The following is a 12,916-nucleotide window of genomic DNA, read 5'->3' on the forward strand; positions in this document are numbered from 1 at the left end:
CGATCACCGTCCGTACGAGTGCTCGGCTCGATCTCGACGACGCCGGCCAGGTTCGCCCCACGCAGGTCGGCGTGACTCAGGTCGGCGTCGCGGAGGTTCGCGCACAGGACGGCCCGGGCGAGGTTCGCGTACCGGAATCGAGCACCGGCGAAGTGGGCCTTCCGGAGGGCGACGCTGCGCAGATCCACTCGTGACAAGTAGACGACCTGCCCGGGGACCGTCCACGCGCACGTCGCTGTGGTCGCTGCCGAGCTGGTCGACGGCCCGGGTGAAGCGTTCGGTGAGCTGACCGTCGCGGTTGGCCTGGAGCGGCGACGCCCGGGAAGCCGCCGTTGGAAGGCCGGGCCCGCGACCGCAGGCCCGGCCGTCACCTCAGCAGGCGCCGTTGTCGGTCCACACTCCCCACTGGCCCGTCGTTCCCGGTTCCTCGCCCTGCGTCCACCACTTCGCCGTCCACTTGTGGCCGTTGTGGGACACCACGTTGCCGCCCGTGTACACCTGCGAAGCACTCCAAGCCGGGTCCGCGCAGGTGCCCGGGTTCGTCGTCCCGCCCGTGTCCCACGCCACCTGCGAAGACCGGTAGAAGTTGATCCCCTGGGCCACCCACCGCGGGGCCTGCGCGCCCAGGCGGGTGCGGAATGCCGTCCAGTCGTGCGTCGACCACGGGGACCAGCCCAGCTCCGCGTGCGCTGCCAACCGCGGGAACGCCAGGTACTCGATGTCCGCCGGCGTGACCACCGTTTCCGTCCACAGCGGGGACTCCACCCCGCGGACCGCCGACTCGCCGACGCCCGACAAGTACGCTCCCGGGTTCCAGCCGTACGCGTCCTGGACCTCGATGTAGCCCGCCCACGACAGGCCGATCGGTGTCGAGCTGTTGTACTTCTGGTCCACGTACGCCTTGTTCGCCGGCGACAGGATCACCTTGCTGCCGCGGGAAACCGCGTTCGACACGCCCGCATCCGACGTCGTCGTCCCCCAGAACTGCGGGGTCGCCGAAGCCGGCAACGTCGCCTTCGCGATGTCGTGCCAGCCCACCACCGACTTGCCCGTCGCCGCCACCAGGGGCAGCACCTTGTTCACGAACGTCAGGTAGTCGGCCGCCGACGTGGACGATGCCTCGTCGCCGCCGATGTGCAGGTACGGGCCCGGGGTCAACGCCGCCAGCTCGCGCAGCACGTCCGCGATGAACGTGTACGTGATGTCCTTCGAGATGCACAGCGAGCTGTAGCCGACCGCGGTGTCGGTCCGCAGGGCAGGCGCTACGCCGTTGCAGTTCAGCTCCGCGTACGACGCCAGCGCCGCGTTCACGTGGCCCGGCATGTCGATCTCCGGGATCACCGTGATGTGCCGCGAAGCCGCGTAGGTCACGATGTCCGTGTACTGCGCCTTCGTGTAGTAGCCGCCCGCGCCGCCGCCGACCTGGGTGCTGCCGCCGTACGTCGTCAGGCGGGGCCAGCTGTCGATCTGGATGCGCCAGCCCTGGTCGTCGGCCAGGTGCAGGTGCAGGTTGTTGATCTTGTACTGGGCGAGCTCGTCGATGTACCGCTTCACCGTCGACACCGGGTGGAAGTGCCGGGCGACGTCGAGCATCGCGCCGCGGTAGCCGAAGCGCGGGTAGTCCACGATCGTCGCGCCGGGGACGCTCCACGGGCCGGGCTGGGCCGACGAGCTCTCCACGCGGCCCGGCAGCATCTGCCGCAGCGTCTGGACGCCGGCGAACAGCCCGTCGGCCGTCGTGGCCCGCACGGTCACCGAAGACGCCGTCGACACCAGCTGGTAGCCCTGCGCGCCGACGGACGCGGGCGCGCCGCTGAGCAGCAGCGCCACGCTGTCGGCCGGTACGGACGCCGGGGCGTCGGACACCGGCAGCGCGAAGCCGGTCGACGGCCGCAGCACGCCGGCGAGGTAGTCGCCGACCTGCCTGGCCGGCGCCGACCCGGCTTCGGTGACGATCTTCGTCGTCGAGACCAGCGGGAAGGCGACCCCGGCCGCCGGGGTCACCGAGACCGGGACCGGCACGATCGACTGCAGCGCCGGCGTGGCGGCCGCGGCCGGGGTGAGCTGGGCGGCGGTGGCACTGGCGCCGACCAGCGCCAGCACGGCGAGCGCGCGGCCGAGCCGGCGCGCCAAGGGTGTCTTCACCGGGGGACCTCCTGGCGGGAAGGGCGCGACATCGCCGTCGCGCCTGCCCGGATCGTCGCACCTCCAGCGCAGATGGTCTAGACCAAACTGGGTGGTTAAGCTCGCGCGATGCCGCAGGAGTTCGCACCGGGCTCGCCGTTCGCGCTGCTTTCGCCCGCCGAGACGGCCACCTGGTACGCCTACATGAAGGTGCACCTCCGCCTGGAGTACGAGCTGAACCGGCAGCTTCGGGCCGACAGTGGCCTTTCGCTCGCCGATTACCACGTGCTGGTCGCCCTGACGAGCGAGTCCGGCGGCCGGATGCGGGTCACGGATCTGGCGATCCGCATCGGCTGGGAGCGCAGCCGGCTTTCGCACCACCTCAAGCGGATGCGCGAACGCGGCCTGGTCGCGACCGGCGTGAGTCCCGAAGACCGGCGCGCCACGGACGTGGCGCTGTCCGGCGACGGCTGGGAGGCGTTGCGCCGGGCCGCACCGGACCACGTCGGCTTCGTGCGCGAGGCGTTCCTGGACGCGCTCGAACCCGGCGAAAAGGCCCAGCTGACGTCTCTGCTGGAGCGGGTCTACGACGCGCTCGTCGAGCGCGGCACCTTGCCGCGGCCGGACGACCACCCCTGACACTTACGTGACATGTCACGTAATATGGGCCGAAATCAAGGAGGGTGCGACATGGCGACGGTGGCCGAACTGATGCGGGCGAACCTGCTGGACGTCTTCAACGAGCGCGACGACGAGCGACGCGCGAAAGCGATCGCGGCGACCTACGCGGCCGACGTCGAGTTCGCCGATCCCGAGGGGGTCGCGACCGGGCACGACGAGCTGAACGCCAAGGCGAAGAGCCTGCTGGAGCAGTCCCCGGGGTTCGTGTTCGCGCCGGACGGCCCGGTCCTGGTCAACCACGACCTGGGTCACCTCGCCTGGGCGTTCGGCCCGGAAGGCGCGCCGCCGGTCGTCCGGGGGATCGATGTGGCGCTCGTCGAGGACGGCCGCATCGCGAAGCTCTACACGATGTTGCTGCCCGCCTGAGTACTACGCTCGGTGGCATGTTCGACGAGCTGACGTTCCCGGTCATCGCCGCGCCGATGGCGGGCGGTCCCACCACCCCGGAGCTGGTCGCCGCGGTGACCGAGGCCGGCGGCTTCGGCTTCCTCAGCGCCGGCATGCTCACGCCCGCGGCGCTCGCCACTCAGATCGACCGGACGCGCGAACTCAGCCAAGGTGACTTCGGTGTCAACCTGTTCGTCCCGCAACCGGACACCAGCGCCGACGTCTCCGCGCACCGCGAACGGCTCGAAGCCTTCGCCCGCGAGTACGACGTCGAGCTCGGCGAACCGAAGTGGGACGACGACAACTACCCCGCGAAGCTCGACGTCGTGCTCGAGAAGCGCGTCCCCGTGGTGTCGTTCACCTTCGGCCCGCCATCGCCGTCGGACGTGGTGCGCCTGAAGGAGGCCGGCAGCGCGGTCGTCGTCACCGTGACCACGCCGGAAGCCGCGCAGCGGGCCGCGGACCTCGGTGCCGATGCGCTCGTCCTGCAGGGCTTCGAAGCGGGCGGGCACCGGAGCCTGTTCACCGACGATCCCCGCCTGCCCGGCGGCGGCGCCGAATACGGCGTCCTCGCGCTGCTGCGCCTGGTCGCCGCCCGCGTCGACCTGCCGTTGATCGCCGCCGGTGGCCTGGTGCACGGCGCGGACGTCGCCGCCGTGCTCGCCGCCGGGGCCGTCGCGGCCCAGCTGGGCACCGTCTTTCTGCGCGCGGACGAAGCCGGGACCTCGGAGGCCCACCGCAAGGCGTTGGCCCTCGCCGAGCGCGAGACGGCGTTCACCCGCGCCTTCAGCGGACGCCCCGCGCGCGGGCTGGTCAACAAGTTCATGGACGCGCTGTCCGAGGGCGCGCCCGCGGCGTACCCGCAGCTCAACCACCTCGCGGGCCCGGTGCGCAAAGCATCCGCGAAGGCCGGTGACCCGGAAGCGATCTCGCTGTGGGCGGGCCAGACCTACCCGCTCGCCTACGACGCGTCGGCCGCCGTCATCCTCGAGCGGCTGAAGGTCGAGGCACGCGACGCCGCCGCGCGCCTCGACCGGATCCGCTAGCGGTTCAGGAGCGAGTGCCGCTTGCTGTAGAGGAAGTAGACGGCCAGGCCGATGACGAACCAGACGGCGAACCGCAGCCAGGTCGCCGGCTGCAGGAACGTGATCAGCCAGATCGAGAACACCACGCCGATCGCGGGCACCACCGGCATGCCCGGCGTCTTGAACGTCCGGTTCAGGTCCGGCTGCTTGTAGCGCAGCACGATCACCGCGACGCAGACGACGACGAACGCCAGCAGGATGCCTATGTTCGTCAGCTCGGCCGCCTCGCCGATCGGCAGCACGCCGGCGATGATCGCGGACGCGCCGCCGAGGATCCACGTCATCCGGCTGGGCACCTGGCGCTTCTCGTTCGTCTTGCCGAACCACGGCGGCAGCAGGCCGTCGCGGCTCATCGAGTAGCCGACGCGGGTGGCGCCCATCAGGAACGTGAACAGCACGGTGAGGATGCCGATGATCGCGCCGATCGCGATCACCGTGGCCAGCCCGGACAGGCCGACCGACTTGAACGCCGTCGAGAAGCCGCTCTTCGGGTCGATCTCGGTGTACTTCTGCATGCCGGTCAGCACCAGGCAGGCCAGCACGTACAGCACCATCGAAATGGCGAGCGAGTAGATGATCGCCTTCGGCATGTGCCGTTGCGCGTCCTTCGACTCCTCCGCGGCGGTGCTCATGGCGTCATAACCGAACACCGCGAAGAACACCGTGGCCGCGCCGGTCACCGCACCGCCGAAGCCGGCCGGGGCGAACGGCGTGTAGTTGCCGGTCTTGACGTAGAAGAACCCGACCAGGATGACCACCAGCACGATCAGGACCTTGATCCCGACCATCGCCGTCTCGAACCGGGCGGCGCTGCGGATGCCGCGGTTGAGCAGGTACGCGATCAGCAGGCACAGCAGCGCGGCGAACAAGTCGACCTTGTGGCCCGGCCCGGTGCCGGGCGCGCCGAGCATCCACGCGGGCAGGTCGAGGCCGAGCTGGCCGAGCAGGAAGCTGAAGTAGCCGGAGATGCCGATCGCCACCACCGACACGATCGCGGTGTACTCGAGCAGCAGGTCCCAGCCGATGAACCAGCCGACGATCTCGCCGAGCACCGCGTAGCCGTAGGTGTAGGCCGAACCGGCCTTCGGGATCAGGCCCGCGAACTCGGCGTAGGAGAACGCGGCCGCGGCGCTCGCGACGCCGGCGATGAGGAACGAGATCAGCACGGCGGGGCCGACGCCGGGGATGCCCGCCGAGTCGTCGCCGTGCGCGACGCTGCCGGCGAGGGCGAAGATCCCGGCGCCGATGATGCCGCCGATGCCGATGGCGGTCAGCTGCCACAAACCCAAAGTGCGGTTCAGGCCACCGCTTTCGCTGGTGTCCTGGATCTGGTCGATCGGCTTGCGCCGGAAGATGCCGGAGCTGGAGCCCAGGCTTGGAGAGGACATCTTCGTCTCCCGAACGTCGGTGGACGGCCCGGATCACGGACCCAACGCCGGAACCTACCGCCAACTCCGCGTGAAGACAGTGTGAGCCGCTCAGCCCGCCGCGGTGTCCTCGCTCACGGCCGCCGTCGCCGTCGCCGCGGCGCGCTTGGCCTGGGTGGTCCGGACCGCGCTCGCCGCGAAGTAGGTGAGCAGCTCGGCGATCTCGACCGGGTCGTCCAGCTGCGGGCAGTGTCCCCAGTCCTCGCGGACGAGCAGCCTGCTGTGCGGCACCAGCGTGTGCAGCTGCCGCCCGGACGCCGCGGTGACGAGCTTGTCCTTGCCGCACGCGACGACCAGCAGCGGCACCTTCACCGACTCGAGCCGGTAGGCGTCGGCGAGTTCCGCGACCAGCTGCCGGGCCTGCTCGAGACGGCTCTTGGTCGAGCGGTAGTCGGGGAACAGCGCGGTGAAGCGCTGCACCTGCACGGCGTCGGCGACGCTCGAGTCGGCGTACAGCAGCCGCGGGACGACCTGCTCGGCGACCTTGCGCACCAGGAAACCCGGGACCGGGACCGGCAATGCGGAGTACAGCCGCAGCGGCAGCGGGTAGCGCGCGACCGTCCGGATCAGCCACGAGTCGACGAACCCGGGCGCGGCGATCGAGACGACGCCCGAGATCGGCAGCCGGCTGTTCTGCGCCGCGCGCAGGCTCATCGTGCCGCCGAGGGAGTTCCCGGCCAGCACGACCGAGCCGAGCACGGCTTGTTCCCGCACGACGGCGGTGGTGAACGCGTCGAGCTGGGGCAGCATCGGGCCGGGCCGTAGCGGCTGCGCGTCACCGAACCCGGGCAGATCGACCGCGACCGCCGGGATCCCGGCGGCCGCGAGCTGCTCCAGGGCGGGGCGCCACGTGTCGGCGCTGTCGCAGTAGCCGTGCAGCAGCACCAACCGCGGTGCCGACGGCTTGACGTGCGGCGTCGCGGCTCGGCGACGCAGGGAACGACGGGGGAGTTCCGGGTCCGGAGCGGCTTCGCCGACTTCCAGGACGCGGGTGCGGACGCCGGCGTAGCGCCGGAAGGAGACCCGGATCGGGTCCGGGTCGCTGCTGGACCGGCCGCCCGGTCCAGCCGAGGCGGGCCGCTTCGTTGCGGTCATACCTCAAGATTACCTTGCGACCATTGGGTTTTGGTCGAATTCAGGTGCTAACGACCAGATCTCGAACTGAGTACGTCAAAGATTCACCAGATGCCGAGCTGGGCGGAACAAGCCGATCCGCCCAGCTCAGCGGGGGTCTAGCGGGTGAAGACGATCTTGCCGGCGGTGTCGCCGTCGAGCATGGCCCGGAACCCCTTAGGGGCCTCGGCGAAGGGCAGTTCGGCCCCGATCTGCGGCCGGACCCCCGTCAGGTCGAGGTAGGCGAGCAGGTCCGCGAGCTCGTCGCGGGTGCCCATCGTCGAGCCGGCGACGCGCAGCTGGAGGAAGAAGACGCGCTGCAGCTCCGCGCCCGCGTCCGGGCCGCTGGTCGAGCCGGAGACCACGATGATGCCGCCCGGCTTGAGGGATTTGACCGAATGCGACCAGGTTGCCTTGCCGACGGTCTCGAAGACGGCGTCGACGCGCTCGGGCAGCCGCGCGCCCGACTCGAACGTCTGGTGCGCGCCGAGGCTCGACGCGAGCGCGCGCTTCTCCTCGGTGCGGCCGGTCACCCAGACCCGGAACCCGGCCGCGCGGCCGAGCTGCACCAGCGCCGTCGAGACGCCGCCGGAGGCACCCTGCACGAGCATCGTCTGGCCGGGCCGCAACCCGGACTTCACGAAGAGCATCCGGTACGCGGTCAGCCAGGCCGTGCCCATGGTGGCGGCCTCGGCGAAGCTCAACGCGGCGGGCTTCGGGACGACGTTGCGGGCCGGGACGATCACCTGGTCGGCGAAGGTGCCCTGGTGCTTCTCGGTGAGCAGGGTCCGCTTCGGGTCGAGGGTGTCGTCGCCCTGCCAGCCCGGCGCGTTGATCACGGAGTGGATGACGACCTCGGAGCCGTCGTCGAGGGTCCCGGCGCCGTCGCAGCCGAGGATCATCGGGAACTGGTCGGGCTTGATGCCGACCCCCCGCAGCGTCCAGAGGTCGTGCATGTTGAGGCTGGCCGCCTTGACGTGCACGCGGACCCAGCCGTCCGGCACGTCGGGTTCGGGTCGCTCGCCGACGACGAGCGAGTCCAGGGGGCTTTCGGCGTTGGGTTCCTGCGCGTACACGGCGAACATGCTTCGCAACGTACCGCCCCGGAAGCGCGGTGGCAGTGGAGCGCGCGTAGGCTCACACCGTGTTCAACGGGCTTGCCGACTGGTGGGACGGGGTCGAGCTGTGGCTCGCCCAGGCCTGGTTCCCGGTCCAGTTCGTGCTGGTCATGGTGGTTGTCGTGCCGCTGTGCCTGGCCGCCGCGTGGGTGCTCGACAAGCTGGTCGGGCTCTTCGCCCGCCGGCTCGCTCCCGGGCGTGACGACGACCGCTCCGACACCCCGTCCTAGGCTGGCGCACCATGTTCAACCGAAGGCGGATCACCGCCGCGCTGATCGGGCTCCTCGTGCTGGTGCTGGGGGGCTGGCTGGTCAAGGACGTCGTCAGCGACGGCTCCCCGGCGTCCCCGAGCACCTCGCCGAGCCCGTCGGCGAGCACGCCGGCCAAGGGCGGCGCGGCCGTACCGGGCGCGGACTCCGGGCTGCCGGTCAAGGCGCTCTCGACCCTGCCGCCGCAGGCATCCGACACGTGGCGGCTGATCGAAAAGGGCGGGCCGTACCCGTACCCGCGCAACGACGACGTCGTCTTCGAAAACCGCGAGAAGCGGTTGCCCGGCAAGAAGTCCGGCTACTACCACGAGTACACCGTGAAGACGCCGGGCAGCGCCGACCGTGGCGCGCGGCGGCTGATCACCGGGCAGGCGCACGAGCTGTACTACACCGGCGACCACTACGCGTCGTTCGTCGTCGTGGACCCGGCCCGATGAGCGCCTCGGAGCAGGCGAAGGCCGCCGCGGAAGCAGCCTTCGCGAGGGGCGCGTACCCGCACCTGGTGAACTCGCAGCCGACCGTCGACAAGGCGAGCACGCTGACGGCGTTCGCCGAGGCACTGTCCTTTCCGGACTACTTCGGGCACAACCTCGACGCGCTGTACGACTGCCTGACCGACCTGTCCTGGCTGCCGCCGGGGGAGCACGTGCTGATCTGGCCGGGCTCGGAAGCGTTGCGCACGGCCGAACCCAAGACGTACCTGGCGATCCGCAGCGTGCTTTCGGACGCGCAGCGCGCGCTCGGGCCGAGCGGCCGCAGCGCCGGTTCGTGGCGGCTCACGGTCGTGCTGCCGGACGCCTGAGGCGCTTGACGGTCCGGATCACGGGTGCGCTTTCGAGCGTCTGCACCCCGCGGATCCCGGCGACGCGGTCGGTGAGGTAGCGGTAGAAGTCGCGGGCGTCGCGGCAGTTCACCATCGCCGTGAGGTTCGTGCTGCCGGTCGTCGCGACGGCGAACGACGTCTCCGGGTGACTCGCCAGCTCCGCACCCGCCTCGGCCAGGTGCGCGGGTGACACCGTCAGCCACAGCCGCGTCTCGGAGTGGAAGCCGAGCCCGGCCGGCGGGAGGTCGAGGTGGTAGGTCAGCGTGCCGTGCCGGCGCAGCACGTCCATCCGGCGTCGCACGGTGGAGTCGGACCACCCGGTCGCCCTCGCCAGCGCCGTGTAGCTCGCCCGGCCGTCGAGGGCGAGCGCGTCGAGGAGCGGCTGGTCGGCCGGTTCCGGCGGGAGGCCGGGGCCGTCGGGCTTCGGCGGCCGCAGCCGGTCGATCTGTTCGGGCGATAGGCAATGCAGCCCGCTCCACCCGTCCGGGAGCGCGAACGTGTGCAGCAGTTCGTGCGCCGAAACAGCGGTGACGCGGCTCGCGCGCGGCAGCTTGTGCAGCAGGAGGTCGTCCCGCCCGGCCGAGCCGGGTGCGTGCACGGTGCAGGAGATCTCGGTGCCGCCGGAGAGCAGGTGCACCCACGAGACGTCGGCGCGGTCGGCCAGCGCGTCCGCGACGGCGGCCCCCGCGTCCGGGGTCGTGCGCAGGCGCAGGGTCCAGCTCGTGTAACCGGCTTCGCCGCCGTTGACCGCGCCCGTGACGCGCAGGACGCCGGCGGTCCGCAGCCGCTGGTAGCGCCGGGCGACGGTGTTCTCCGAGACGCCGAGCACCTCGCCGAGGGTTCGCATCGGCGCCCGGCCGTCGAGCTGCAGGGCGTGGACCAGGCCCCGGTCGACGTCGTCGAGCGTGACGGTTTCCATGCCTTGACGGTAACTCATGACGGTTTCCAGCGGATTTGTCGACTTGTCTGGTGGTGATCGGCACCGCGACCGCACTCTTCGGGGCACACGAAGGGAGTTTCGATGCGCAAGTGGTGGCCGTTGGCCGCGGTCTGTGCGGGGTCGTTCCTGTTCCTGCTGGACACGACCGTCGTGACGGTGGCGCTGCCCCGGATCGGCGCCGACCTGTCGGCGTCGGTGGGGCAGCTGCAGTGGGTGCCGGACGTCTACACGCTCGTCCTGGCGGTGCTGATGCTCGCCGTGGGTTCACTCGCGGACCGCTGGGGGTTGCGGCGGGTGTTCCTCGCCGGCTTGGCGGTGTTCGGTCTGGCGTCCCTGGCCTGCGGGTTCGCCGGGGACATCGGGACGCTGATCGCGGCGCGCGGGGTGCAGGCGGTCGGCGGCGCGGCGTTGGCGGTGACGGGGTTCGCGTTGCTGGCTGCCTGTTACGAAGGACGTGCGCGGGGCACCGCGATCAGCGTGTTCTTCGCGGTGAACGGGCTCGGCGCGGCGGCGGGCCCGGTGGTGGGCGGCGTGCTGACCGAGTACTTCGGGTGGGCGGCGATCTTCTTCGTCAACGTGCCGTTGGCTTTGCTCACCGGGGTGTTCGCTGCTTTCGCGATCGGAAGTGACACCCCGGTTCGGCGAGGCCGGTTCGACGTCGTGGGGGCGGTGTGGTTCGCGGTGTTCGCCGCGAGCCTGGTGCACGGGCTGACCTTGGGCGGCTCAGTGCCGGTGCTGGTGGTTTCGGTGGTGGCCTTCGCCGCGTTCGTCGTGGTGGAACGGCGGCGGGCGGAACCGTTGCTGGAGCTGGGGTTGTTCCGCGACGGCGGGTTCACGGCGCTGGTCGCGTGCGCGGCGGCGTCGACGTTGACCTTCGCGGCGCTGGTGTACGTGTCGTTGTGGCTGGCTCTTTCGCAGTCGCCGGTCGCGGCCGGGCTCGCGATGGCGCCGCTGGCCGTGGCGTCGTTCCTGACTTCGACGGTGCTGGGGAAGGTGCTGCACCGGTTCCCGCCGCGGGTCCTGCTGGGAACCGGGGTGTTGCTGGGCGCGCTCGGCTGCGTGGTGCTGCTGGTCGCCGGGATTCCGATCGGCCTGGCGGTGACCGGCGTGGGCGTGGGGATCGCGGGCCCGTCGACGGGCGCGGCGATCGCGGCCGCGGCGCCGCCGGGACGGGCCGGGATGGCCGCGGGGATCCTCACGACGACCCGCCAGCTCGGGCAGACGCTGGGGGTCGCGGTGCTCGGAATCGCTTACCAGGCCGGGGGTTTGACGCCGGTGTACGTGATCGCCGCGGCGTCCGGCGGGGTGACGGGCCTGCTCGCGCTGGTTCCGCGCAAGCAGGCCGTCGCCACCGGTTAGTCCTGCGGGACCCAGTTCGGCTTGCGCTTCTGGGCGAAGGCCAGGATGCCCTCCTGGCCCTCCTCGCCGGCGAAGAACTTGGCCGACAGCCCCAACATCTCCTCGAAGCCGTCCGACGGGGTGGCCGGGCGGGGACGGCTCAGCAGCGCCTTCGTCTCGGCCAGCGCCTTCGGGCCGCCCGCCGCCAGCGCCTTCACGAACCGCGTGACTTCGGCGTCCAAATCGGACGTCGCCGAGTTCAGCAGGCCGATCTCGACCGCGCGGCGGGCGTCGAACGTGTCGCCGGTCAGGAACAGCTCGTGCGCCGCACGCGGGTTCAGGCGCGGCAGGACCGTCAAGGAAATCACCGCCGGGACGACACCGATGCGGACCTCGGAGAAGGCGAACGTCGCTTCCGGCACCGCCACCGCGATGTCGCACGCCGCCACCATGCCGATGCCGCCGGCCCGCGCGGGGCCGGCCAGGCGCGCGACGACCGGCTTCGGGCTCGTCCACAGCTGCTCGAGGATCTTCGGGAACTCGTTCACGCCCTGGTCGCCCGCGCCGGCGCCGCGGGCCTCCTTGAGGTCCATCCCCGCGCAGAACACCGGACCCGTGTGGGTGAGCACGATGACCCGCACGGCGTCGTCGGTGGCCGCGGTGGCCAGCGCTTCCGAGAGCTCGCGGCGAAGCTGGGCCGAGAGCGCGTTGCGGTTGTGCGGGGAGTCCAGGGTGATCGTGGCGGTGCCGCCCACCACGTCGTAGTGCACCAGTTCGTCAGCCATGCCGACACCCTTGCACATCCGTGGCGCGCGGCCGGTGTTACGCGGGCCACCCCGCGGGCTCGCACCTGCGGGGTGGCCCGGGCGGTCAGCCGATGGTCGTCGTGGTGAAGACCGGGCTGGGGTCGGGGAAGCAGGCCGTCGGCGCGGTGACGTCGCCGATGATCGTGCTCGCCACCGCCTTGAACGTCAGACCCGGGTCGCTGTAGCTCGTCCCGGACAGCTTCGTCTCGATCGTGCCCGACTGGCCCGCGGTCAGGTGCGCGGTGACGGTCGGCAGCTCGAAGGTGGCGCCGCCGGCGATCGGGCCGGGGAAGCTCAGGGTCGCGACGCCGTTCGCGACCGCGATGGTGGGAGCGGTGCTGCCGAGGCCGGAGCCGCCGGTCAGATCCGCGCCGACGTAGGTGGAGTTGGCCGGGATCGGGAACTTCAGCGCGAAGGTGTTGATGTTCTTGACCTTGTTCCCGCTGACTTCGCTCGGCACGGTGTTCGGCGCGGGATCGATGACGACGTCGAAAGCGCCACCGGGCGCGACCGTGGCGGGCGCCGTGACGTCGGTGTCCTGGTTCAGCGACACCTGCTGAGGGCCGACGATCGGGGCGTCGGCCTGACAGTCGAAGGTGACGGTGGTGGCCGCCTGCGCCGGAGCGGCGAGGGCGAGGGGAAGGGCGGCGGCCGCGGCCAGAACGCCCAGCTTGGAAAGGTGAAGAGCTTTCATCTGTATCCACCTACCTGCGGTTTCAAGAGGGGAGGGAGAAAGCTGCGCAGCGCTTAGATAGTTACCGGCAAGTTAACTAGCGCGTCAAGGATTTACCGTTCCCATGCGCGC

Annotated in this window: 14 protein-coding genes and 1 pseudogene; 7 read left to right on the plus strand and 8 right to left on the minus strand. The window is 71.1% G+C overall.

All coding sequences use genetic code 11. The features are described 5' to 3' along the window. Window positions 1-44 precede the first annotated feature (44 nt). A pseudogene (locus ACERZO_RS22325) lies at window positions 45-371 on the minus strand (pentapeptide repeat-containing protein); the annotation flags it as partial. A gap of 1 nt (window position 372) precedes the next feature. Beyond that, window positions 373-2,145: a family 20 glycosylhydrolase gene (locus ACERZO_RS22330; RefSeq protein ID WP_372666663.1), complete on the minus strand. Its 1,773-nt coding sequence runs from the start codon at window positions 2,143-2,145 to the stop codon at window positions 373-375. 108 nt (window positions 2,146-2,253) lie between these two features. On the opposite strand from ACERZO_RS22330, the gene ACERZO_RS22335 reads away from it, so the two are divergent. From ACERZO_RS22335 to ACERZO_RS22345, 3 genes are read left to right on the plus strand one after another with little or no spacing between them, the layout of a single operon-like run. Beyond that, window positions 2,254-2,763, plus strand: coding sequence for a MarR family winged helix-turn-helix transcriptional regulator (locus ACERZO_RS22335; RefSeq protein ID WP_372666664.1), 510 nt, complete (start codon window positions 2,254-2,256; stop codon window positions 2,761-2,763). A gap of 51 nt (window positions 2,764-2,814) precedes the next feature. Continuing rightward, window positions 2,815-3,171, plus strand: coding sequence for a nuclear transport factor 2 family protein (locus tag ACERZO_RS22340; RefSeq protein WP_372666665.1), 357 nt, complete (start codon window positions 2,815-2,817; stop codon window positions 3,169-3,171). Window positions 3,172-3,188: 17 nt separating this feature from the next. Then, entirely contained in the window at window positions 3,189-4,238 is a 1,050-nt protein-coding gene (locus tag ACERZO_RS22345) for an NAD(P)H-dependent flavin oxidoreductase (RefSeq protein ID WP_372666666.1), read from the plus strand. On the opposite strand, the gene ACERZO_RS22350 is transcribed toward ACERZO_RS22345, so the two are convergent. From ACERZO_RS22350 to ACERZO_RS22360, 3 genes are all read right to left on the minus strand, one after another. Further along, on the minus strand, window positions 4,235-5,665 hold the full coding sequence (locus tag ACERZO_RS22350; protein ID WP_372666667.1) for an amino acid permease: 1,431 nt from the start codon (window positions 5,663-5,665) through the stop codon (window positions 4,235-4,237). The genes ACERZO_RS22345 and ACERZO_RS22350 overlap by 4 nt on opposite strands. 90 nt (window positions 5,666-5,755) lie before the next feature. After that, a complete protein-coding gene (locus ACERZO_RS22355) occupies window positions 5,756-6,799 on the minus strand; it encodes an alpha/beta fold hydrolase (protein WP_372666668.1) in 1,044 nt (347 codons plus the stop codon). Window positions 6,800-6,936: 137 nt separating this feature from the next. Next, window positions 6,937-7,902: a quinone oxidoreductase family protein gene (locus ACERZO_RS22360; RefSeq protein ID WP_372666669.1), complete on the minus strand. Its 966-nt coding sequence runs from the start codon at window positions 7,900-7,902 to the stop codon at window positions 6,937-6,939. Between the two features lie 59 nt (window positions 7,903-7,961). Here ACERZO_RS22360 and ACERZO_RS22365 point away from each other — a divergent pair, with 59 nt between their 5' ends. Genes ACERZO_RS22365 through ACERZO_RS22375 form a run of 3 tightly spaced genes read left to right on the plus strand, consistent with a single transcriptional unit; the run spans window position 7,962 to window position 9,006 of the window. Continuing rightward, window positions 7,962-8,165 (plus strand): hypothetical protein, encoded by a 204-nt coding sequence (locus ACERZO_RS22365; RefSeq protein WP_086676857.1) that lies wholly within the window; start codon window positions 7,962-7,964, stop codon window positions 8,163-8,165. Window positions 8,166-8,176: 11 nt separating this feature from the next. Further along, complete coding sequence (locus ACERZO_RS22370) at window positions 8,177-8,641, plus strand: ribonuclease domain-containing protein (RefSeq protein WP_372666670.1); 465 nt, start codon at window positions 8,177-8,179, stop codon at window positions 8,639-8,641. After that, a complete protein-coding gene (locus tag ACERZO_RS22375) occupies window positions 8,638-9,006 on the plus strand; it encodes a barstar family protein (RefSeq protein ID WP_372666671.1) in 369 nt (122 codons plus the stop codon). Before ACERZO_RS22370 ends, ACERZO_RS22375 begins: the two co-directional genes overlap by 4 nt. Here the strand turns inward: ACERZO_RS22375 and ACERZO_RS22380 are convergent. Beyond that, window positions 8,981-9,946, minus strand: coding sequence for an Lrp/AsnC family transcriptional regulator (locus tag ACERZO_RS22380; RefSeq protein ID WP_372666672.1), 966 nt, complete (start codon window positions 9,944-9,946; stop codon window positions 8,981-8,983). The genes ACERZO_RS22375 and ACERZO_RS22380 overlap by 26 nt on opposite strands. Before the next feature lie 102 nt (window positions 9,947-10,048). On the opposite strand from ACERZO_RS22380, the gene ACERZO_RS22385 reads away from it, so the two are divergent. Continuing rightward, on the plus strand, window positions 10,049-11,326 hold the full coding sequence (locus tag ACERZO_RS22385; RefSeq protein WP_372666673.1) for an MFS transporter: 1,278 nt from the start codon (window positions 10,049-10,051) through the stop codon (window positions 11,324-11,326). Here the strand turns inward: ACERZO_RS22385 and ACERZO_RS22390 are convergent. After that, complete coding sequence (locus ACERZO_RS22390) at window positions 11,323-12,090, minus strand: enoyl-CoA hydratase family protein (RefSeq protein WP_372666674.1); 768 nt, start codon at window positions 12,088-12,090, stop codon at window positions 11,323-11,325. The two genes, ACERZO_RS22385 and ACERZO_RS22390, sit on opposite strands and share 4 nt — an antisense overlap. A gap of 85 nt (window positions 12,091-12,175) precedes the next feature. Next, window positions 12,176-12,805: a cyclase gene (locus tag ACERZO_RS22395; RefSeq protein WP_372666675.1), complete on the minus strand. Its 630-nt coding sequence runs from the start codon at window positions 12,803-12,805 to the stop codon at window positions 12,176-12,178. Between the last annotated feature and the right edge of the window lie 111 nt (window positions 12,806-12,916).

The sequence above is a fragment of the Amycolatopsis kentuckyensis genome (assembly GCF_041679295.1).
In the GTDB taxonomy this organism is placed as follows: Bacteria; Actinomycetota; Actinomycetes; order Mycobacteriales; family Pseudonocardiaceae; genus Amycolatopsis; species Amycolatopsis kentuckyensis_A.